This is a genomic window from Caballeronia mineralivorans PML1(12), assembly GCF_001028175.1.
In the GTDB taxonomy this organism is placed as follows: Bacteria; Pseudomonadota; Gammaproteobacteria; order Burkholderiales; family Burkholderiaceae; genus Caballeronia; species Caballeronia mineralivorans.
Genome location: NZ_AEJF01000106.1, coordinates 1 through 21,576, shown reverse-complemented (window position 1 = coordinate 21,576; position 21,576 = coordinate 1). Strand labels below are relative to the sequence as shown.

The following is a 21,576-nucleotide window of genomic DNA, read 5'->3' as shown; positions in this document are numbered from 1 at the left end:
TGCGCGGTGTTTCTGCTGCTGCCTATCCTCATCGTGATCCCGATGAGCTTCGGCACCAGCGACTTTCCGGTGTTTCCGCCGCCGCAATATGGTTTGCGCTGGTACGCCAGCTTCTTCCAGGACTCGAAGTGGCTGGACGCCCTCTGGTCGAGCCTGCGCGTAGGCTTGACGGTGACGGTTGTCGCTTCGGTGCTCGGCACCGCTGCCGCGCTCGGCGTACACAAGATGCGTTCGGCGCGCAAAGGCTGGCTCGACACGCTCTTCGTCATCCCCATGTCGGTGCCGGCCATCATCACCGCGGTGGCGCTGTATTACCTCATGGCGCCATTGGGCTGGGTCGCCAACTCGGTGGCGGTCGTGCTGGGCCATACGGTGCTCGCGTCACCCTATGTCTACATCACGGTGCGCGCCGCCCTGCGCAGCTTCGACCCCAGCCTGGAACTGGCAGCCCTGGGCCTGGGTGCGTCCTGGCCGAAGATGTTCCGGCTGGTCATGCTGCCGGCACTGCTGCCAAGCCTCATCGGCGGCGCGGTGTTCGCCTTCGTCACGTCGTTCGATGACGTGGTGATGGCGCTATTCCTCACTACCATCCGCAACCGTACCTTGCCCAAACTGATGTACGAGGGCCTGGCGCAGGATTTCGACCCGACCGTCATTTCGGCCTCCTGTGTGCTGATCGCAGCCACCGCGCTCATCCTGACCGCCAACATCCTGCTTGGAAGGAAATCAGGCAGAAAATCCGGCAGAAAAAATGGAGCATAAGATGCAACGCACCGCGCAGTTCGAGACACCCGTGTCCCTGCAACTTGCCGAGCGGCCTGAGCGCCAGGGCAAGGACGTCGTCCTGGCAGGTATCCGCAAAACCTACGGTCCGACCGTCGCCCTGCCCGATTTGAGCCTCGACGTTCCCCGCGGCCAGTTCTGCACACTGCTCGGCGCATCGGGGTCGGGCAAAACCACGCTGCTGAAGATCATCGCCGGTTTCGAGGCGCCCACCGCCGGCAGCGTGCGCATCGGCGGCGACGACGTGACACACACGCCGATCGCGCGGCGCAACATCGGCATGGTGTTCCAGAACTACGCGCTGTTCCCGCACATGACAGTATTCGACAACGTCGCCTTCGCGCTGCGAATGCGCCGCGTGAAGCGCGACGACATCAAGCGCCGCGTGGACGAGGTGCTGGCGCTGGTCTCCATGGACAAGCTCCACGGCCGCCTGCCGCGTGAACTCTCGGGTGGCCAGCAACAGCGCGCGGCGCTGGCCCGCGCGCTGGTCTTCACGCCTGACATCTTGTTGATGGACGAACCGCTGGGCGCGCTCGACAAGAATCTGCGCCAGGCGATCCAGTTGCAGCTCAAGAAACTGCACTACGACCTGGGCCTGACCATCGTTTTTGTCACGCACGACCAGGAAGAGGCGATGAACCTGTCCGAGCGTATCGTCATCATGGATCACGGCCGCATAGTGCAGGCCGGCGCCCCGGAAGCGCTCTACCGCGCGCCGGAATCGCCGTTCGTGGCCGGCTTTCTCGGCGAATGCAACTTCGTCGAGCGCGCAGGCCACGTGCTGGGCGTGCGGCCGGAAAACGTGCGCATCGGCACGCAACTGACTTCATCGGACCTCCGTCATGAAGGCCGGATCGTGGCCTCGACCTTTTGCGCGCTGCATTGGAAAATCTTCATCGAGGCGCCCGGCCGTACTGTGGTCGCCTACGCGCCGGCCGGCACGGGCGAGGCGGAGCGCACACCGGGTCAGTCGATCGTATGGGGCTTCAGCGCCAAGGACGCGATGGAATTCGCCGCGGCATGACCTTGGCAGCGAATCCGTGCGGCCTGCCGCCCCCTTTTTTATTTGCAACCGCTCCGAGAACCATGAACAAGAGACCAACAACCGAGACAAACGGCCGTGCTCCGCACCCTGTGCCCGGCACAACGCAACCGCCAGGCGACGAAGCGCCGGATCTGGCAGGCGATGCTTATCGCGCCCTGCTCGACATGATCCAGCGCGGCGGCCTGCCAACCGAGACGCCGTTGCAGGAGCGCACGCTGGCGGCGACGCTGGGCATGTCGCGCACGCCGGTACGGGAAGCCATGAGCCGACTGATCGGCGGCGGCTTCGCCATGCGTACGTCGCGAGGCCAGCTGATCGTCAAGGAGCCCACCTTGCGGCAGTACCTGGAAATCTTCCAGATCCGCATGCTCCTCGAAGGCGAGGCTGCCGCGGCTGCCGCGACCCGGCTCGAAACAGAACGCGCGCGCGCCGTGATGGTTCAAGTGCAGGCCCTGTTGACGGCCGGCAGTTCCTCCGTGGAGGAAAACCATCGCGTCGACAACCTCGTGCACGACACCATCGCGCTCGCCAGCGGCAACCAGATGCTCGCGCAGAGCATCCATGACCTGCGCATCAAGGCACGCTGCTTCGACCAGAACGGCACGCCCGAGCGCTTCGAGCCTGGCTGCCGCGAACACATCGCGATCCTGCAGGCTATCGTCGATCGCAATCCCGACGCGGCACGCGAAGCCATGCGCCAGCACCTCGACACAGTGCGCGTGGGTCTCGTTGCGCGTCACACCCACCTCTAAACCTGGAGCCCCCTCATGACCCAAGCATCCCGCATCGACGAAAGCGCCAGCGGCGTCTACATCATCTCGGCCACCCCATTCACCGACGACGGTGCGCTCGACCTGGAAAGCACCGACAGCCTGGTCGACTTCTATCTCGACAAGGGCGTGGCCGGCATGACCATCCTCGGCATGATGGGCGAGGCGCCCAAGCTGACCGAAGAGGAGTCGCTCGCCTTCACCCGCCGCGTGCTGCAGCGCGTGGACGGGCGCGTGCCCGTTATCGTGGGTGTGAGCCATGCGTCCAACCAGCACGTCGAGCGCCTCGCCAAGGCCTCGATGGGGCTGGGCGCGGCCGGTGTCATGCTGGCGCCGGTGCCCAACCTCAAGACCGACGACCAGGTCCATGGCTACTACGCCGCCATTGCCCGCATGCTGGGCAAGGACGTGCCGATCTGCCTGCAGGACTTCCCGCAATCCACCGGGGTCCATACCTCGGTCGCAGTGGTCCATCAACTGGTCGACGAATTTCCTCAGATCGTGATGTTCAAGCACGAGGACCTGCCGGGGCTGCGCAAGCTGTCTCAACTGCGCACCCAGAGCGAGGCTGCGGGCCGCCGCCGCATCAGCATCCTGGTCGGCAATGGCGGGCTCTTCCTGCCACAGGAGATGCTGCGCGGCGCCGACGGAGCGATGACCGGCTTCGCCTACCCTGAAATGCTGGTGCAGGTTTGCGACCTGTTCGCGCAGGGCCGGCCCGAAGCCGCCGAAGACGTGTTCGATCTCTACCTGCCCCTCTTGCGTCACGAGTTCCAGTACGGCATTGGCCTCGCCTTGCGCAAGGAAACACTGCGCCGCCGTGGCGCGATCCGCAGCGCCACCGTGCGCAAGCCCGGCCCGGTGCTCGACGCTACCGACAAGGCCGAACTGGTCCGGTTGATCGGCCGGCTCGAGGCCCGGCTCGTCGCACGGGCGTCGAGCTGAACCGCGCCTGAACCGCGTGCAACACCTGCGCATCACCATTGAGATCACAACGGAAACATAAACATGAATCTGGACATTGAAGGCAAGGTCGCCCTCGTCAGCGGCGCGGGCGGCGGGCTCGGCAGCGCCATCGCACAGGCTCTCGCGGCCGAGGGTGCACACGTAGCCGTTTGCGACGTGGACCAGGAAGCGCTCGAGCGCACCGTGGCGCGCATCAATGAGACAGGCGGCCGTGCCGCGGGCTTCGCGCTCGATCTCGCACAGCCCGACAGCTTCGCAGCCGTGCTAGCCAGCATCCGGCAGGCGCTGGGACCGGTCGGCATCCTCGTCAACAACTCTGGCGGGCCGCCACCCACGCCGGTCTCGGGCGTGGAGCCGGCGCAATGGTCGCGCCATTTCACGGCGATGGTCGCCTCGATCATTCACCTGACCGATCTGGTGTTGCCCGACATGCGGGCCGCCCGCTGGGGCCGCATCGTCACCAGCACCTCGTCGGGCGTCGTGGCGCCAATCCCGAACCTGGGCATCTCCAACACGCTGCGCGCCGCGCTCGTGGCCTGGTCGAAAACGCTGGCGAGCGAGGTAGGACGAGATGGCATCACCGCCAATGTCGTGGTGCCCGGCCGTATCGCCACCCGCCGCATCGTGCAACTCGACGAAGCAAAGGCGCGGCGGGAGGACCGTCCTGTCGCGGACATCGTCGCACAAAGCACGGCCTCCATTGCGCTCGGCCGCTACGGCCGCCCCGAAGAATATGCGGCCATGGTGGCTTTCCTCGCCAGCGCGCAGGCGTCATTCGTCACCGGGTCGGTCGTCCGGGTGGACGGCGGCATGATCGCTTCGATCTGATGGCGGAACACGGCATGGAATTCGATCTCTGTATTGCAGGGGCGACGATTGTCGACGGCAGTGGCGGGCCGGCCTTCGTTGCGGACGTCGGCATTGCCGGCGGCCGCATCGCCGCGGTGGGCAAACTGGCCACCGCCTCTTCGCGCGAACGGCGAGACGCCGGCGGCCGGGTTCTCGCCCCTGGTTTCATCGACGTCCATACGCACGACGACCGGGCACTATTGATGCCGGGCGCCATGGCGGCCAAGCTGTCGCAGGGTGTGACCACGGTCGTCACCGGCAACTGTGGCTTGAGCCTCGCTCCGAGCCGCATTCAAGGCGCCATTCCGCCGCCGCTCGACCTGATCGCCACACCGGAGTGGCTGCGTTTTCCAACGTTCGGCGATTATCTGCGAACGCTGGAGTCAGAAGGCATTGCCGTCAACGCGGCCTGCCTCGTAGGCCATCTGACGCTGCGTGCGAACGTCATGGACGACCTGGAGCGCGCCGCCACGCCCGCCGAATGCGAGGCCATGCGTGCGCTACTGGCCGATGCACTCGATGCCGGTGCACTCGGCCTGTCCACCGGGACCTTTTACCCGCCGGCACGACACGCGGACACTGACGAAATAGTCGCCGTCGGCGAGCCGCTGCGCGCCCACGGCGCGCTCTATGCAACCCACATGCGCAACGAGGCCGAGAAGATCGCCGACGCGCTCGACGAGACCTTCGAGATTGGCCGGCGCCTGGGCGTACGGGTGCTGATCTCGCACCACAAGCTCGCGGGCACCCCCAACCATGGACGCTCGGTGGAAACGCTCACACGCATTGCCGCCGCAATGGATGAGCAGCCTGTCTCGCTCGACTGCTATCCGTACAACGCATCGTCCACCGTGCTGCGGCCGGAATTCGTCGCACGCGCCTCGTCAGTGCTGGTGAGCTGGTCCGAGCCGTATCCGGAGCACGCGGGCCGCACGCTCGCCGATATCGCCCGGAGTATGGATTGCGACGAGCTGGAGGCCGCGGCCCGGCTCATGCCCGCTGGCGCCATCTACTTCATGATGGACGAGACAGACGTGCGTCGTATCCTGGCGTTTCCCAAGACCATGATCGGTTCCGACGGCATGCCGCACGACGAGCATCCGCATCCCCGGTTGTGGGGCACCTTCCCCCGTGTGCTGGGACACTACGCGCGCGACGAACGGCTTTTCAGCCTCGAGACCGCCGTCCACAAGATGAGCGGTCTCGCCGCCGAAGAGCTCGCGCTGCCTGGCCGCGGCCGGATCGAGGCGGGCTATGCGGCGGATCTGGTGCTGTTCGACCCGGCCAGCATCGGCGATCGTGCGACCTTCGCTGAACCGCGCGCACGGTCTGCCGGCGTGGAGCAGGTCTGGGTCAACGGCCAGCTCGCTTTTTCGGATGGCATCCTCCGGCATAGCCGGGCGGGACAGGTCGTGAAACGCAGTTGAACCTGCCGAAGCACGATGGCACGGAAGCAGGGCGACGCCAGGCAGTTGCGGGCGTCCGTGCTAATACGACCCGCCCACCCAATGCCGCGCCACGAAATGCCCGGGGCCTACTTCGACCAGCGGCGCGACGACCGGTTCGTCGCCAACGTCGCGCACAGGGCTCGGCAACTCCACCAGCGGCGGCGCAGCGTGGCGGCGGCGGGTCGGATCGGCGATCGGCACCGCCGCCATCAGCTTGCGCGTATACGCGTGCTGCGGATTCTCAAAGACCGCGCGGCGCGGGCCAATCTCGACGACCTGCCCCAGATACATGACCGCCACCCGATGACTGATGCGCTCGACCACCGCCATGTCGTGCGAGATGAACAGGCAGGCGATGCCGAGATCACGTTGCAGGTCGATCAGCAGGTTGACGATCTGCGCTTGAATGGAGACGTCGAGCGCGGAGACCGATTCGTCGGCGACAAGCACGCGGGGGTCGGTGGACAACGCCCGCGCGATGCAGATGCGCTGCCGCTGTCCACCCGACAACTGATGTGGCCAGCGACGCGCCATCGATGCATCGAGGCCGACCTTCTCGAGCAGCGTTGCCGCGCGACGTTGCGCGTCGCGGCCGGATGCGATGCCCTGGACGATCATCGGCTCCATGATTGCGTCGCCAATGCGCATCCGTGGATTCAGCGAGGCGAACGGGTCCTGGAATACCAATTGGATATTGCGCCGGAGCAATCGGCTCGAGCGCCGGTCGCGCCGTGCGAGATCGACGCCGTCGAAATAAATGCTGCCGCTATCGGGCTGCACGAGCTGCAACAGCGACCGGCCGGTCGTCGTCTTGCCGCAGCCGGATTCGCCAACGAGGCCGAGCGTCTCGCCGGCGTAGAGATCGAAGCTGACACGTTCGACCGCATGCACACGCCGACGGACGCGCGAAAAGAAGCCGCTGCGCACGTCGAAGCGCGTCACCAGTTCCCGCACGCTCAGGACTACGTCGGGTTTCTTCGCGGGCGCATCGGACAGCGCCGGTGCAACGGACCGCGTAGACGGATCGAGGGCATCGTCCGGCATCGCCACCGGCGCCCCCGCGGGCTCAACCAACTGCTCCCGTACCAACTCGAACCGCGCCGGCTGATCGGTGCCGCTCATCGCGCCGAGCTTCGGCACGGCCGCCATTAATGCACGCGTATAGGGATGCGCAGGCGCCGCGAACAGCGCTCGGGTCTCGTTCTCTTCGACCAGATCGCCACGCCGCATCACGAGCACACGGTCGGCCGATTCGGCGACCACGCCCATGTCATGCGTGATCAGCAGCACGCCCATCTGCATCTCACGCTGCAATTCGCGAATGAGATGCAGGATCTGCGCCTGCACTGTGACGTCGAGCGCGGTCGTCGGTTCGTCGGCAATCAGCAATTGCGGCCGGCATGACAGCGCGATTGCGATCATCACGCGCTGCCGCATACCGCCGGACAGTTCGTGCGGATAGCGGCGCATGACGCGCGCGGCGTCGGGAATCCGCACGCGATCGAGTGTCGCCTGCGCCTCCTTCAGCGCCTCGGGCGCGCTCCGCCGCTGATGCAGCAGGATCGCTTCGACGATCTGCTCGCCGACCGTCAGCACGGGATTCAGCGATGTCATCGGCTCCTGGAAGATCATGCCGATTTCGGCGCCGCGCACCTGGCGCATCGTCTCGTCGCTCGCCTGCGCGAGATCGATGACGTTGCCGCCGGTGCGACGGAACCGCATTTCGCCGCCGAGGATGCGCCCGCCGCCATACTCGATCAGCCGCATGATCGACAGCGACGTGACCGACTTGCCCGATCCCGACTCGCCCACGACGACAACCGTCGAGCCGCGGTCCACATGCAGCGAGATATCCCGCACCGCGGGGACCATCTGCCGGTCGCGTTCGAAGCCGACCGTCAGGCCGCGGATATCGAGGACCCGCTCGCGGCCGTCCTGTTCGATGTTGTTCCGAATCGGCATGGCTCAGTCCTCCTTCGACATGCGTGGATCCAGCGCATCGCGCAAACCGTCGCCCAGCATGTTGACCGACAGGATCGTGACCGACAGGAACGCCGCGGGAAACCCGATCAGGTGCGGCCGGATCTGCCACAGTGCGCGCCCTTCGGCCATGATGTTGCCCCACGACGGCGTGATCGGCGGCACGCCCGCGCCAATGAACGAAAGGCTCGCCTCGGCGAGAATCGACACGCCCAGGATATAGGTGCCCTGCACGATCAGCGCCGCCACCGTGTTCGGAAAGATATGGCGGTACATAATGCGCCAGGGACTCGCGCCGGCGGTCACCGCCGCCTCGACGAACGCCTGCTCCCGCAGCGACAGCACGACGCCGCGCACCAGCCGCACGACGCGCGGGATCTCGACGATCGTGATGGCGAGGATGACCGTGCGCATCGATTCGTGCCAGAGCGCGATCAACGCGATAGCGAGCAGGATCGTCGGCATCGACATGAAGCCGTCCATGATGCGCATGATCACGACATCGAGCCAGCGCACGAAACCGGCGATCACGCCAATGACGGCGCCGATCGCGGTCGACAGCACCGCCACCGAGAAGCCCACTGTCAACGACACACGCGTGCCGTACAGCACCCGGGAATAGACGTCGCGACCGAGCAGGTCGGTGCCGAACCAGAATTGCGCGGACGGCGACCGCGTGCGATAGAGCGGCGCGATCTGCGTCGGGTCGTGCGTGCCGAGCCAGGGTGCGAAGATTGCGATCAACACCAGCAGCAGCATCAGCAAGCCGCCCACGGCAACGGTCGGATAGCGTCGCAGGAAATGAAAAAATGCGGACGTCATCAGTACTTGATCCTCGGGTCGAATACCGTATAGAGCAAGTCGACCGCGAGGTTGACCAGCACATACAGGAAGCTGAACAGCAGGATCACGCCCTGGATGACCGGATAGTCGCGGCGCAGGATCGCGTCGACGGTCAGCCGTCCAAGGCCGGGAATCGCGAAGACGGTCTCGGTCACCACGGTGCCGCTGATCAACAGCGCGACACCGGAACCGACGACCGTGACAATGGGCACCGCGGCATTCTTCAGCGCATGCCGGAACAGGATCCTGCGATTGCTGACGCCTTTCGCGCGCGCCGTGCGCACGTAGTCTTGCGACAACGTTTCGATCAGCGTCGAGCGCGTAAAGCGCGTGATCAGCCCGACGTAGACCGCCCCGAGCGCAAACGCCGGCAGGATCAATGTCTGGATGGACGCCCACAATCCCTGGTCGAACTGCACATAGCCCTGCACCGGCAGCCAGCGCAGTTTCAGCCCGAAGATCCACGCGAGGATATAGCCGACGACGAACGACGGAATCGAAAAGCTGAGCACCGCCCAGAGCATCACGAGGCGATCGTTCCAGCGGTTATGCCACCACGCCGCCCAGGCACCGGCCGGAATGGCGATCACAACCGAGACGATCATCGTCAGCACCATCAGCGAGAACGTGGGCGCGAGACGCTGCGCGATCATATGGCCGACCGTCTGCCCGGTGAACAGCGACGTGCCCAGGTCGCCATGCAGCACGCGCCAGATCCAGTGGAAGAAGCGCGTGAAGAACGGCTGGTCGAGCCCGAGGTTCGCGCGGATGCGGGCGATGTCGTCCGGCGTCGCGTTTTCACCGGCGAGCAGCGCAGCGGGGTCTCCCGGGGCGAAGCTCAACAGCGCGAAGACGAAGAACGCGACGAACAGCATCACGGGAATCGCGCTGAAAATGCGGCGCAGGACATACGCGATCATCACAGCACCTTGCCGGGATTCAGTAGCTGGTCCGGATCGAGCGTGGCCTTGATCGAGCGCATCAGGTCCTTTTCGACGGCGGATTTATAGCGTCGCAACTCGTCGCGACGCAAGCGCCCCACCCCATGCTCGGCACTGATGCTGCCGCGATACGCAATCGCCAGGTCGTGGATGCAGAGGTTCACTTCGGCGGTGAGACGCTCACGCTCGTCGTCGGCCAGCCCATGCGGCAGCAGCACGTTGTAGTGCAGGTTGCCGTCGCCGATATGCCCGAAGTTCAACACCGGCAATTGCGGGAACGACGCCGCGATCAATGCATTCGCTTCGTCGATGAAGGACACGAGGCGCGCGATCGGCAGCGCAATGTCGTGCTTCAGCGGATGCCCTTCGCGCAGTTGCGCCTGCGAGACGCCTTCGCGGATCTTCCAGAACTGCTGTCGCTGCCGGTCGTTGACGGCCAGCACCGCGTCATCGGCGAGGCCCGCTTCGAGCGCCGCGGCAAGCGCTTCCTCGAGCAATGTTCCCGGCAGCTCCTGCTGCGCATCGGCCAGTTCGATCAGCACGTAGTACGGATGCACGCCGCTCAATGGCCGCTGGGTATCGGCGACGTGCCGCAGGATCATCGACATGCCGAACTCCGACATCATCTCGAACGCGATGATCCTGTCCCCGCAAATCGATTGCGTCAGCGACAGCAGCGCGACCGCTTCCTTGTGGCTGCGCAAGCCGACCCAGGCGGTGGCGCGTCCATGCTGCGCCGGAAACAGCTTGAGCACCGCACGGGTAATGACACCGAGCGTGCCTTCCGAACCGATGAACAGATTGCGCAAGTCATAACCGCTATTGTCCTTGCGCAATGCGCGCAGCCCGTCCCAGACGCGGCCGTCGGCGAGCACGACTTCGACACCGAGCGCCAGATCGCGCGCATTGCCATAGCGCAGCACCGAGATGCCCCCGGCGTTCGTCGCGAGGTTGCCGCCGATCGTGCAACTGCCTTCGGCGCCAAGACTCAGCGGAAAGAAGCGATTCGCGTCGGCTGCCGCCTGCTGCACGGACGCGAGGATCACGCCGGCCTCGACGGTCATCGTATTGCTGGTCGCGTCCACTTCGAGTATCCGGTTCATCCGGTTCATGCTCACGATGATCTGCGCACCGTCCATGTCCGGAATGCCGGCGCCGGTCATCCCGGTATTGCCACCCTGCGGAACCACCGGCGTGCGTGTCTGGTGGCAGAGTCGCATGACTGCGGCGGTCTCCTCCGTAGAGTTCGGGCGTACGACAACCGGCGTGCGCCCGGTCCATTTTCGCGGCCAGTCGGTCAGATAGGCAGCCTGCCGCTCGGCGTCGAGTACGAGGCCGGCGTCGCCTACCACTGCGTGCAGCCGTTCGATCAGCGAGGGGTGCGTCGAAGTCAATTGCAATTGCTCCCTATGACTATTGCTACTGCGTTCGTCTTGTGCCGGGACACGGCGCGTTGCGCGACGCCACGCGTGCCCGGCCCCCAAGCATTCGACGCCAGTGTAGTCAGGGCTCTTTTTTGGCTACGATTATTATTTTGTCCGGCGATCTTAATGTAACGTTAAGGGTGACCGCTCCCCGCCTACTCCGCCCATGTCCCTGAGCTTCAAGCAGATAGAAGTCTTTCGCGCGGTGATCTCGACCGGGTCGATCAGCGCGGCGTCGAAGCTGCTCTGCGTCTCGCCGCCGGCCGTCAGCCGGCTGCTGTCGTACACTGAGCAACGCCTCGGCTTCGCGCTGTTCGAGCGAATCAAGGGCCGGCTCTATCCCACGCCGGAAGCACACGAGTTGTTTCGCGAGATCGAGCGCGTCTATGCGGGGATCCAGCGCGTGAACGAGTTGGCCGCGGGCCTGGCGTCGCGGCCGAGCGGACATATCCGCATTGTCTGCGGTGCCAGCGTCGGGCAGTTTCTCGTGCCGAAGGCAATCGCGCGTTACCGTGAGCAAGCGCCTGAAGTGAAAGTCACGTTCCGGCAGATGACACGCACCGAACTGACCGGCACGCTGCTCGCGAAAGAAGCGGACATCGGCCTGCAGATCACGTCCGAAGGCCATCCGAATTTGACTTACACGCCGATCGGTGAGGCGAGCCTCGTCTGCATCTGCCCGTGCGAGCACCCGCTGACGCAGCGCGGCATGTTGACGCTGGCGGATCTGCAACCCTATCCGTTGATTTCGTATGCGCCGCACATGCCGCTCGGCGTGCTGATCGAGCAGATGTACGCCGATGCCGGACTGACGCGCCAGGTCGCCATCGATGTCGCCTCGCCACAGCATGCGTGCTTGATGGTACAGGCGGGCGCGGGCGTCGCGCTTGTCGATGAATTCTCGGTGCGCAACAGCCGCGCCGGCGAGTTTGTCGTCTGCCCGATCGCGCAAGCGCCGGCCTTCGTCGCGAAGCTCGTGCATCTGCGCAGCGAGCCGTTGTCGCGCGCGGCCGCGTCGTTCGTGGCAATACTTGGCGCGACGTTCGACGACTACGGCATGGGAATGCACACGCCCGCTGACCCTTCTCCCGCCGCGCTTTCCATCCCGCTTCCCATCCATTAATAAAACGTTAATGCCCGACCATAAAAAAGCATACGACGCCAAAAAAATCGCCTCATAGAATCGATTCCGATTGCCGGCCAGGATTGCCAGCCAAAAAAGGAATCGTAATGAAGCGCAGAGCATTTTTGCTGACGACGGCGAGCACCGCCGCGGCCGCCGCAGTGGGTTTGCCCCGTCTCGTGAGCGCTGCGCCGGCGGCCACTGGCAAGCTCCCGGTCCTCCACTACGTCGCCGAAGCCGACCTCGCCGGCCTGGACCCGATCTGGAGTACGGCATACATTACCCAGATGTACGCGGAACTGGTCTACGACACGCTGTTCGCCTACGACGAGCATTACACCGTCCAGTTGCAAATGTTGTCCGACGCCAAGACCAGTGCCGACGGCAAGACCTGGACCCTGACGTTGCGCCAGGGCCTGACGTTCCATGACGGCCAGCCGGTGCGCAGCATCGATTGCGCGGCCAGCATCCGTCGCTGGGGCAGTCGCGATACGCTGGGCCAGGAATTGATGAAGGCCACCGACGACATTGCGACGCCGGACTCGCAGACGCTGGTATTCAAGCTCAGGAAGCCGTTCCCGTTGCTGCCCAGCGCGCTCGGCAAGGTGGCATCGAGCATGGCCTGCATCATGCCGGAGCGGCTCGCGAAGATCGATTCGCATACGCAGATCACCGAGGCCATCGGCAGCGGTCCGTACAAGTTCGCGAAGGACAAGTGGGTGTCGGGATCGACCGCGGTCTTCGAGCGCTTCGATGGCTATCAACCCCGTCCGGGCGCCGGCAGTTTTGCGACGGGCGGTAAAGTGGCGCAGCTAAGCCAGGTGATCTGGAAGACGATTCCCGACGCCGCCACGTCCACCGCGGCGTTGCAGGCAGGTGAAATCGACGGACTGCAGACCGTCAGCAGCGACTTCCTGCCCGTGCTGGCCGCCGATCCGAGCCTGCAGATCGTCAAATCGACGGTGGCGACGATTCCGATCATGCGCTTCAACGCACTCTACCCGCCGTTCGACAATCCGGCGATTCGTCGCGCGATCCTCAGCGTCATCGACCAGACCGAGTTCATGACGGCGCTGATGGGCACCGACAACAAGTCGTACTGGCAGTCCGGCGTCGGCGTGTTCAGCCCGGGTTCGCCGATGGCGAACGATGCGGGCCTCGGCGTAATGAAGGGCGCGTCGCCGGCGAATATCGCGGCGGCGAAGCAGATGATCAAGGACGCGGGCTACAAGGGCGAGAAAGTCGTGCTGCTCGATCCGGCCGATTATCCGGCGAGCCATATGCCGGCGATGGTGGCGGCCGACCTGCTGAAGAAGCTCGGCATGAACGTCGATGTCCAGACGATGGACTGGGGCACGCTGATGCAGCGCCGCGCCAGTCAGAACCCGCCGGCGTCGGGCGGCTGGAACATGCACTTCACGACGATCAGCGGGATGAACAACTTCGACCCGGCAGGCCATCTCGCGTTGCGCGCGAACGGCAAGCAGGGCTGGTTCGGCTGGCCAACCAGCGAGAAGATCGAGACGCTGCGGCAAGCGTGGTTCGATGCGCCGGACCAGGCCACGCGCAAGAAGCTCTGCGTCGAACTGCAGATGCAGGTCTGGCAGGACGTGCCGTATATCCCGTTGGGCGCCTACTACAATGCCTCGGCGTTCCGTCGCGGCTGGACCGGCATCTCGACGCAGATGCCGCTGTTCTACAACCTGCGCCGCACATGAGCCTGCCATCGATGAACACTTCCACCGCTTCGTCCAGCGAGTCGTCCGGCTCCACTTCCGCCGATGCTTCGACCGTCTCCACCGGGTCTTCGGCCTCGCCCCGGATCGCGCTGCTTGGCTTCTCGATCGAATGCAATCACTTCGCGCCGCCCGCGGGAAGATCGCAGTTCCGCTGCCTGCTGGCGGACGATGCGGTGGTCGACGACGCGCGCAGCCCAACGCCCGTCGCGCTCGGCGAGATGCCGGGCTTCGTCGCTGATATGGATGCTGCCGGACCCTGGCAGCCGCGGCCGATCTACCTGGCGATGGCCGAGCCTAACGGCCCGGTCGAACACCCGTTCTTCGAGGCGCTCTGCACAACCTGGCGCGACGGACTGCGCGCGCTGCGCGGGCACATCGATGGCGTCTACTGCGTGATGCATGGCGCGGGCATCACGACCGGCGACCTCGACCCCGAAGGCACTATCCAGCGCATGATCCGCGACGAACTCGGCGCCGACGTGCCGCTCGTCTGCTCGTACGACCTGCACGCCAATGTCTCCGACGAGATGGTGGCCTGTTGCGACGCATTCGTCGGCTATCGCACGAACCCGCATCTGGACATGCGCGAACGCGGCGCGGAATCGGCGCAGTTGCTGCGCCGCCTGCTCGCCGGTGAAAGAACCTATCTGAGCTCGCGCAGGCTGCCGATCATCGGTCCGTCGGTCACACTGCTGAGCGCGCGCGGCCCCTATGCCGAAGTCATCGACCTGGGACAAGCGCGCCAGGCGGAGATCGGCCCGGCTATCTGGAACGTCTCGGTGATGGGCGGTTTCTCGCAAGGCGACGTGCCGTATCAAGGGATGAACGTCGTCATCACAGGTGACGATCGTGCGGCCGTCGATGCGCTCGCCGACGAGCTGGCCGAAGCGGCCTGGGCGCGACGTGCACGCTTCGTCGCGTTGTTGACGCCGCTCGACGCGGCCGTGCAGCGGGCGAAGGACAGCCCCGTGCCGCTGGTCTTCGCCGACGTCGCCGACAATCCGGGCGGCGGCAGCAGCGGCAAGACGATGTGGCTCCTGCGCGCCTTCCTCGACGCATTTCGCGATGCCGCGCCCGGCACCGTCATTGTCGGCATCATCAACGATTCGCTGCTGGCCGCCGACGCGCATGCGGCCGGCGCAGGCGCGACGTTGACCGCGCGCTTTAACCGTCCCGTCGACGGCGAAGAACCGCATGCGTTTTGCGAGCCGCTGACCGTCGACGCACAGGTCGTCGCGCTGTCGAATGGCGAGGTAACGGGCCGGCGCGGCATTTTCAAAGGCACGTCGATCCGGCTGGGCGCGACTGCCGCGCTACGGATCGGCGGTGTGACGGTGGTCGTGATCAGCAACAGGACACAATGCGCGGACCCGGTCTTCCTCGAGCACCTGGGACTGGATATCGGCGCCGCGCGGGCGGTCGTCCTGAAGTCGCGCGGCCATTTCCGTGGCGGCTTCGACGAGTTCTTCCAGCATGAACAGGTCGTCGAGGTGGATGCCCCGGGCTTGACGTCACCGATCCTCACGCGCTTCGACTGGCGTCATCTGCCGCGCCCTGTGCTGCCGATCGATCAGGTGGCTGATTGGTCGCTGCGCTAGTTTTAACGTGTCATTAAAGTCGAGACGTGCGTGGGGTAATGAAGCGAGATCGTTCGCCTCGCTGCCGAATTAGCTGCCGAATGTCTTCACTGGCACCCAGTTGCCCTTTTCAACCTTGAACAGCGTGGTTTTTGGGTTCTTCAAATCGCCGAACTGGTTAAATTCGACCGTGCCCAGCACACCCTGGAAGGACAGCTTGGAAATTGCGGGACCAAACACCTTCGGGTCGGTAGAGCCGGCCGTCTTGATGGCATTCACGATGACCCAGACGTCGTTATACGCAAACGGCGCAAAGCCGATCGGGTCGGTCCCGTACTTGCTATGGAAGCGTGAGAGGAACGCCTGGCCTTGCGGGAGTTGACTCAGCATAACGCCTTGCTCGAAGGCATACATGCCTTCAGAGGCCTCGCCGGCGCGGGAGATGAAATTCTTGTTGACATAGGTCGCCCCGGCCAACAGCACCCCTCGGTAGTCCAACTGGCGGGCTTGCTTGACGATCAGCGCGCCTTCGCCACCCAGGCACGCGACAAACACTAGGTCGGCGTCCTGCGCACGGATGTGGGTGAGGATCGCCTTGAAATCGGTGGCTTGGTCGTTGGTGTATTCGCGGTCTATGACCTGAGCGCCCTGTGCTTTGACGGCTGCTTCAAATTCGTCGGCCAAGCCCGAGCCGTAGGCGGTACGATCATCGATGATGGCGATGTGCTTGGCGTGGAGCGCCTGAACCGAATACTGCGCCGCCGCTTCAGCAACCGTATTGTCGGTGCCATAGGGGCGAAACATCAATTTGAAACCTTGGTGGGTGATGCTCGGGTTGGACGCTGCCGGAATGATCTGCAGAATCCCGCCCCGGTTGTACACTGAGGACGCCGCCAGCGTGGTGCCCGAATTGAAGTGCCCGATCACGGCGGCGACGTTCGCATCCACAAACCGCTGTGCCACTTGCACCGCCATCTTCGGATCCGCCTGGTCGTCCTGGGAATCGAGCGTGAGTTGCAACGGCTTGCCATCGATCACGATGTTGGCGGTATTGGCTTCATCGATGGCTAGACGTGCGCCCATTTCCAGATCCTTGCCGAAGTTCGCGGACGCACCGGTCAAAGGACCAGCGAAGCCGATCTGAACGGGGCTGTTTTGGGCGAGCGCGGCGTTTGCGATCGCTGCGAGACCTAGCATTGTCAGGGCTCGCAGCGCCATTCGCAAAGCCGAGTCGAGTCTTGCCATTTTGAACTCCTTTTCAAGTTATGTGCGGGTGACACTGCGTTGCACAAGATGAGATATTCATGGGAATGTAGCACGGCCATAAACAAGTAAAAAATTGATAGCATCACTAAACTAAAAATGTGTTGGGCCTTCTGTTAGAACGACGCGGAGCGGCATATAGAGGGCCATTTGTTCGGACAGGTAATCCGAATTTATAAGTGGATCGGTTGTGGCAATCAAACCGCCCAGGTTCTGATGTGATGGACGACTCCCTCCCTTGTATCTTGAGGATCAAGATTTTTGTTCATCATGATAGGAGGGGTTCTGGTACCCGAACATCATAGCGCATGCTTATTGCGACACAACCGCCAGCGCCGCCTCGCCCGCGTCGTACATCTGAGTGTTGGTGGGTTCTTCGCCCTGCTGCCATGACAGGATCACGTGATAGACAGGATCGCGCACCCTTGCATTCCGCTTGGCGACAGCGCGCATTTCGGCAGCCGCCGTCGCGAGACTCAGACAACTGGTCTGGAAGTTCTCCGTGTCCACGCCTGGATCTCTATCGGGTATGCCCCCCGTGGTGCGCGTGATATAGGCGAGCAGCGAACGGAAACTCGTCCGTCCATCGCCTCGCCGGTCAGTTACCTTCGCCAGCATGATCGATCCTTCCGATCGCACCGATGACTGCCTGCTGGGCCACCTCAATCTGATGAAGCAGTACTCCACGTTCGCTGGCTGTCAACAGGTCTTCACCCCGCAGATGTTTGATCAGTCCGACGATGCGCCGCTGCTCATTGCCGAGGCGAACGAGCGTGTCAATGATGCGGCTTGTCGTAATGTGACGTGTACGACGACCCAACGCCGTTGCACGCAGGAAAGCCGACACGGTCATGCCGCACTCCTCTGCCCTCTTTCCGATCATCGCGTATTCCTCGGGCGTCAGACGTAGCCGTACCGACTCACTGCGCTGGCGCATTTCGCTGTCGCTGCTCATGAATGCCTCCTCGCTCAACGAGATCTGGAGTCCATAAGGTATCTGCGCATTCACCCGGACGATGGATCGCCCGCAAGAGCGCGTTGATGACACTAATCAGTGTAGGACGCGCCGTGTGCGCCGTACACGGCGGGGTCTCGGGGGCGGGGTCTCGGGGGCTGTGCCCCTGAGCAGGTGGTTAGACGGGCAAAACGAGCGATAGGCGAGTGGCTGCCAGGCGGTGGCCCAACGCGCGCTCGCCGCGCGGTGGGACAAACCTCACCCTGCCCGCCGCGATATCACGTGCTGTGGGTAAACGCCGGCTCGACCGGTGGACGGACCGATGAAGCAGCGCCGCCAGACCGGCACGCACACGCTGTGAACATGAGATCAACCTGTATCTCATGGCCGGTAAGCAGCACCGCATCTTTTGTCGCGATCAGATCGAACGGCATCGCATCGAATGCATACGGCCCGTATGCACGATCGGTCCGTTGGATTAGAGCGACACATCTAAAATAATTCTGCTCTTCCGTGGAGTTCCTACGTATTCCATAGCGTTCCCGGGACGTCTCGTTCCGCGGAAAACGGGGCGTTGACGGATATCAACCGACCACGCACGATGTACTCGTGACAGTTGAACCAGCTGTTAAATCGTGCAACAAACCGGAGTGTGACCGATGCCCGCACCTAAGGTGTTTCCGAAGTCGAACTGGGAGCATTTCGCGCAGCAGCTTGACGCACTACCCGATCGGCCGGCTGGCTATCGGGGGCTCGCCGTTCGTGAAGCGATTGGCGACATCGTGAGCAACATTCGCGCAGCGCAAGCCAGAGGCTATTCGCTTGAGCAAATCATCGAACTGGCGAAGTCATCCGGCATCGACATCAGTGCCGGCACTCTGAAGCTCGCGATGCGCAGTGCCGGCAGACGTGCCGCAACGCCCATAAACACCAACAGACCGAAAGCAGTTCAAACGAGCCGCGCAATGCCAGACCGTTCCACACCGCACGCAAGACAACTGGCTCAACCACCGGCATCAAACCAGACTGATGCATGCGCATCGACGGCAGAGGCACCGAAGGCACCAGCATCCAAAGCGACCTCAACCGCATCTGATACGACTGCGATCACTGCTCGCGCAACTTTCGAGGTCAAACCCGATACCGACGATCTTTAACCGTATAGGAGTCACCTGTGGATACCGGAACTTTCCCTCTTTATCTGGTCAGCGGCAGCAAGGGCGGCGTCGGCAAAAGCCTCGTTACGCTCGCACTCATCGACTATTTGCAGCGGCACAACCAGACGCCGATGCTGGTCGAAACCAACACGTCGAACCCCGACGTCATGAAAGCCATACAACCGGAAATCGGATGTATGGCTTTCGATCTTGATCATGCCGACGGCTGGATCAGTCTGGTGAACCTGTGCGATGAACAGCAGGACAAACCGGTAGTCGTCAACACCGCCGCACGCAGCAACCACGGCGTCGCACGCTATGGGTCGACGCTGGGTAACACGCTGGAAGAACTGAAACGCAAATTGGTGGTGTTCTGGGTCATCAACCGTCAGCGCGACTGTCTCGAACTGCTGCGCGAATTCACGACGCAGCTTCCGCAAGCCATTGTGCACGTCGTGCGCAACACCTACTTTGGGGAGGCCAACCAATTCTCGCTGTATCGCGAATCAAACCTGCGCAAAATCATCGAAGCGAAGGGGCAATCGCTGGACTTTCCGGATCTCGCCGATCGGGTGTCCGACGACCTGCGTAGCCAGCGATTGTCAGTGCAGAAGGCAGCGGCCAGCATGCCAGTCGGCCATCGGGCCGAACTGCTCAGGTGGCGCAATGGTTATGACGCGATGTTCGATCGCGTCGTGAGTCACGAGTTTTTGAGTCATGGCCAATGAGCGCCGGGCGCGAGCTGCACCGCTCGCGGCGCTCTATGAGTCGATCACGGGCGCCCCACCGGATGACGACAGCCTGCAGCGGATGCAACGCGTGCGCGATGCGCTCGGGCTCAGCGACAACGATGCACTCTGGTCGATCCTTGCCGTGCTGGAATATTACCTGCGGCTATACGACACGATTCCCGAAGACATTCGCGAAGCGGGCGACTTCAGTCTGCGCAACTGGAAAAAGCAGGCGGACGAAATACAAGGCTTGCTGGCCGTCGAGGAGCAGGAACTGCTCGCCCGCTGCAGAGCAACCGTTCAGTTAATCGAACAACTGACGCAGAAGCATCGGGCGAGCTACCAATTGGCTATCGCTCAGTTGAACGAGGACGGGATGCAGAAGCTTGTCACGAAAGCCGCACATTCAATTTCGAAGGAGGTCGCGAACCGGATGATCGGCACGCTCAACGTGACGCTCAGGACGCATCGCGACAGGCTCGATGAAGCCAGTCGAGCCGCCGTCGAGAGACTTTTCAGCGTCACACGCTGGCTGATGATCGGACTGCCTGCCAGCATAATTGTCTACGGCATGGCGATGGTCAGTGTGCAGTGGTGGACCGGCGTTCACGCGCTCGCCACCGCACGCGATGACGTGCAGGCCTTGACCCGAACGAAGACTGATCTGGACGCGCAGATACGGAATGCACGCTCGACGCTGGAGCGGCTGACCGCGCGAACCGGCGGCGCTTATCTAGTGTCGGGGACCGACGGCACGTTTCTGGTTTCGCCGGGCGGTTTCGGACAGACAGGACGATGTGGCGGCGGGACAAGTAATCCCTGCATCCAGATCGTGCCGTCACGTTGAACTGGGTGCCTGCTGTATGTTCCACAGCGAGACGGTTTAAACGCCTTGGGGGACCGGGATCGACCAGTGCCGTCAGGGTCGGAATCCGGAACCTTCAAACGAACCGTTCATACTTGACGTCCAATCCACACGACGCGGCCGATGACTGAGAAACCGTCAGGCATGTCAGACAGGCTGACCGTAAAAGACGGGTACGTGTCGCCCGCCCCCCTTACTTCTAGTATCCCGCCCGGTAGACGCTGGGTGTGTCTGACGACAAGCTCGCCATCTATCGAGAGTGCGTACATGCCACCGGAGACGCTTCGACTAGCGAGGTTAATCAGAATGAAATCGCGGTCTTCATCAACCGTCTCCATCGGTTCACCGCGAACCGACAAAACGCGAAGCTGCCGCGGATCAGCGTTCAGATAATGTTCGATCCACCGGTGCCGGAAAGCTATCGCGGCGGTCGACATACCAACACCCGAGCGGTTGTTCACCCCTCCCTTGACGCTATAACGCGGGATGAAAACGAATTCACTGGAGTTCTCGGGACTGCCCTGCGCGTCAGAGAGTTGCTCATTGGACCTCGCACTGGGGGAAGCGCTCCCGCTCGACCCTCTTCGCACCTCTCCTTCGCCCGTGGCAATCCAGTCCAGAGAAACCTCTGCCGCGCGCGCCAGGTTTGCAATTACCTCGAACGTCGCTTTGCTCCCGCCCCGGATATAGCGGCGCAGCATGACTGATGAAACACCCGCCGCCTGCGCAGCGGCTTCCCTGCCACCAATCAGCCGACAGACCTCATCAATCCTCGCGCCGATCGCCTCGTCGCCATGAGGCGGCACATCGACGACTGTCGGTTTTTTCTTCTTTTCCATATTGCGTGATGCGCCTTGCGAGTGGTCTCAAAAAGATCGCTATCGCTGCATCGTGGACAAAACTGGATAAATCGAAAATATATGATTGACAAACACGAAACTCTCAACTATTTTCGATCGTATAGTTTCGATTTAAGCGATGCGGAGCGGTACTGACGTTCTGCATATTACTGCATGCCCGCCCGTGCGCCTTCATGGCGGAGGTGTCCATGTCTGTACAGTACGAAATTTGCGGCGCCCTGCCCGTGCGCTCCAAGTTCCGGCACGCGGATGCT

The 21,576-nt window shown here is 63.2% G+C and carries 20 protein-coding genes; 12 read left to right on the top strand and 8 right to left on the bottom strand.

Annotated features, from left to right (window positions below):
- The 6 genes from EOS_RS16630 to EOS_RS16605 all read left to right on the top strand — a co-directional run.
- The coding region (locus tag EOS_RS16630) for an ABC transporter permease (RefSeq protein ID WP_047847768.1) at nucleotides 1-762 on the top strand (762 nt) is incomplete at its 5' end.
- 1 nt (nucleotide 763) lies between these two features.
- Nucleotides 764-1,810 carry an ABC transporter ATP-binding protein gene (locus EOS_RS16625; protein ID WP_047847759.1) on the top strand — a complete coding sequence of 349 codons (1,047 nt, stop codon included), beginning with the start codon at nucleotides 764-766 and terminating at the stop codon, nucleotides 1,808-1,810.
- Between the two features lie 62 nt (nucleotides 1,811-1,872).
- Entirely contained in the window at nucleotides 1,873-2,583 is a 711-nt protein-coding gene (locus EOS_RS16620) for a GntR family transcriptional regulator (protein ID WP_053063905.1), read from the top strand.
- 15 nt (nucleotides 2,584-2,598) lie between these two features.
- On the top strand, nucleotides 2,599-3,546 hold the full coding sequence (locus tag EOS_RS16615) for a dihydrodipicolinate synthase family protein (RefSeq protein ID WP_047847758.1): 948 nt from the start codon (nucleotides 2,599-2,601) through the stop codon (nucleotides 3,544-3,546).
- 63 nt (nucleotides 3,547-3,609) lie between these two features.
- Nucleotides 3,610-4,395, top strand: coding sequence for an SDR family oxidoreductase (locus EOS_RS16610; RefSeq protein ID WP_047847757.1), 786 nt, complete (start codon nucleotides 3,610-3,612; stop codon nucleotides 4,393-4,395).
- A 14-nt stretch (nucleotides 4,396-4,409) separates the two neighbouring features.
- Nucleotides 4,410-5,843, top strand: a complete 1,434-nt coding sequence (locus tag EOS_RS16605; protein WP_082163382.1) for an N-acyl-D-amino-acid deacylase family protein — start codon at nucleotides 4,410-4,412, stop codon at nucleotides 5,841-5,843.
- 60 nt (nucleotides 5,844-5,903) lie between these two features.
- Here the strand turns inward: EOS_RS16605 and EOS_RS16600 are convergent, their stop codons facing one another.
- Genes EOS_RS16600 through EOS_RS16585 form a run of 4 tightly spaced genes read right to left on the bottom strand, consistent with a single transcriptional unit; the run spans nucleotide 5,904 to nucleotide 11,022 of the window.
- Complete coding sequence (locus EOS_RS16600) at nucleotides 5,904-7,826, bottom strand: ABC transporter ATP-binding protein (protein ID WP_047847755.1); 1,923 nt, start codon at nucleotides 7,824-7,826, stop codon at nucleotides 5,904-5,906.
- A gap of 3 nt (nucleotides 7,827-7,829) precedes the next feature.
- Nucleotides 7,830-8,666, bottom strand: a complete 837-nt coding sequence (locus EOS_RS16595; RefSeq protein WP_053063904.1) for an ABC transporter permease — start codon at nucleotides 8,664-8,666, stop codon at nucleotides 7,830-7,832.
- Nucleotides 8,666-9,607 (bottom strand): ABC transporter permease, encoded by a 942-nt coding sequence (locus EOS_RS16590; RefSeq protein WP_047847754.1) that lies wholly within the window; start codon nucleotides 9,605-9,607, stop codon nucleotides 8,666-8,668. Before EOS_RS16590 ends, EOS_RS16595 begins: the two co-directional genes overlap by 1 nt.
- Nucleotides 9,607-11,022, bottom strand: coding sequence for an FAD-binding oxidoreductase (locus EOS_RS16585; protein ID WP_047847765.1), 1,416 nt, complete (start codon nucleotides 11,020-11,022; stop codon nucleotides 9,607-9,609). Before EOS_RS16585 ends, EOS_RS16590 begins: the two co-directional genes overlap by 1 nt.
- Nucleotides 11,023-11,218: 196 nt before the next feature.
- On the opposite strand from EOS_RS16585, the gene EOS_RS16580 reads away from it, so the two are divergent.
- The 3 genes from EOS_RS16580 to EOS_RS16570 all read left to right on the top strand — a co-directional run bounded on the left by EOS_RS16580 (nucleotide 11,219) and on the right by EOS_RS16570 (nucleotide 15,512).
- Nucleotides 11,219-12,175: a LysR family transcriptional regulator gene (locus EOS_RS16580; RefSeq protein WP_063779089.1), complete on the top strand. Its 957-nt coding sequence runs from the start codon at nucleotides 11,219-11,221 to the stop codon at nucleotides 12,173-12,175.
- A 107-nt stretch (nucleotides 12,176-12,282) separates the two neighbouring features.
- Nucleotides 12,283-13,893: an ABC transporter substrate-binding protein gene (locus EOS_RS16575; RefSeq protein WP_047847753.1), complete on the top strand. Its 1,611-nt coding sequence runs from the start codon at nucleotides 12,283-12,285 to the stop codon at nucleotides 13,891-13,893.
- Between the two features lie 11 nt (nucleotides 13,894-13,904).
- Nucleotides 13,905-15,512: a M81 family metallopeptidase gene (locus EOS_RS16570; protein ID WP_082163383.1), complete on the top strand. Its 1,608-nt coding sequence runs from the start codon at nucleotides 13,905-13,907 to the stop codon at nucleotides 15,510-15,512.
- A gap of 69 nt (nucleotides 15,513-15,581) precedes the next feature.
- Here EOS_RS16570 and EOS_RS16565 read toward each other — a convergent pair whose 3' ends face one another.
- From EOS_RS16565 to mobA, 3 genes are all read right to left on the bottom strand, one after another.
- Nucleotides 15,582-16,709 carry a branched-chain amino acid ABC transporter substrate-binding protein gene (locus tag EOS_RS16565; RefSeq protein ID WP_047847752.1) on the bottom strand — a complete coding sequence of 376 codons (1,128 nt, stop codon included), beginning with the start codon at nucleotides 16,707-16,709 and terminating at the stop codon, nucleotides 15,582-15,584.
- Between the two features lie 357 nt (nucleotides 16,710-17,066).
- Nucleotides 17,067-17,372, bottom strand: a complete 306-nt coding sequence (locus EOS_RS16560; protein WP_047847751.1) for a relaxase/mobilization nuclease domain-containing protein — start codon at nucleotides 17,370-17,372, stop codon at nucleotides 17,067-17,069.
- Nucleotides 17,353-17,709, bottom strand: coding sequence for a plasmid mobilization protein MobA (gene mobA / locus EOS_RS16555; RefSeq protein WP_047847750.1), 357 nt, complete (start codon nucleotides 17,707-17,709; stop codon nucleotides 17,353-17,355). Before mobA ends, EOS_RS16560 begins: the two co-directional genes overlap by 20 nt.
- Nucleotides 17,710-18,368: 659 nt before the next feature.
- Here mobA and EOS_RS43540 point away from each other — a divergent pair.
- From EOS_RS43540 to EOS_RS16540, 3 genes are read left to right on the top strand one after another with little or no spacing between them, the layout of a single operon-like run.
- Nucleotides 18,369-18,866, top strand: a complete 498-nt coding sequence (locus EOS_RS43540) for a hypothetical protein (RefSeq protein WP_053063903.1) — start codon at nucleotides 18,369-18,371, stop codon at nucleotides 18,864-18,866.
- Between the two features lie 17 nt (nucleotides 18,867-18,883).
- Nucleotides 18,884-19,594: a P-loop NTPase family protein gene (locus EOS_RS16545; protein ID WP_047847749.1), complete on the top strand. Its 711-nt coding sequence runs from the start codon at nucleotides 18,884-18,886 to the stop codon at nucleotides 19,592-19,594.
- On the top strand, nucleotides 19,584-20,444 hold the full coding sequence (locus tag EOS_RS16540) for a hypothetical protein (protein WP_053063902.1): 861 nt from the start codon (nucleotides 19,584-19,586) through the stop codon (nucleotides 20,442-20,444). Before EOS_RS16545 ends, EOS_RS16540 begins: the two co-directional genes overlap by 11 nt.
- Nucleotides 20,445-20,551: 107 nt before the next feature.
- Here EOS_RS16540 and EOS_RS16535 read toward each other — a convergent pair whose 3' ends face one another.
- The gene (locus tag EOS_RS16535; protein WP_053063901.1) at nucleotides 20,552-21,301 is read right to left on the bottom strand and encodes an XRE family transcriptional regulator; all 750 of its coding nucleotides are present in this window, start codon (nucleotides 21,299-21,301) and stop codon (nucleotides 20,552-20,554) included.
- Between the last annotated feature and the right edge of the window lie 275 nt (nucleotides 21,302-21,576).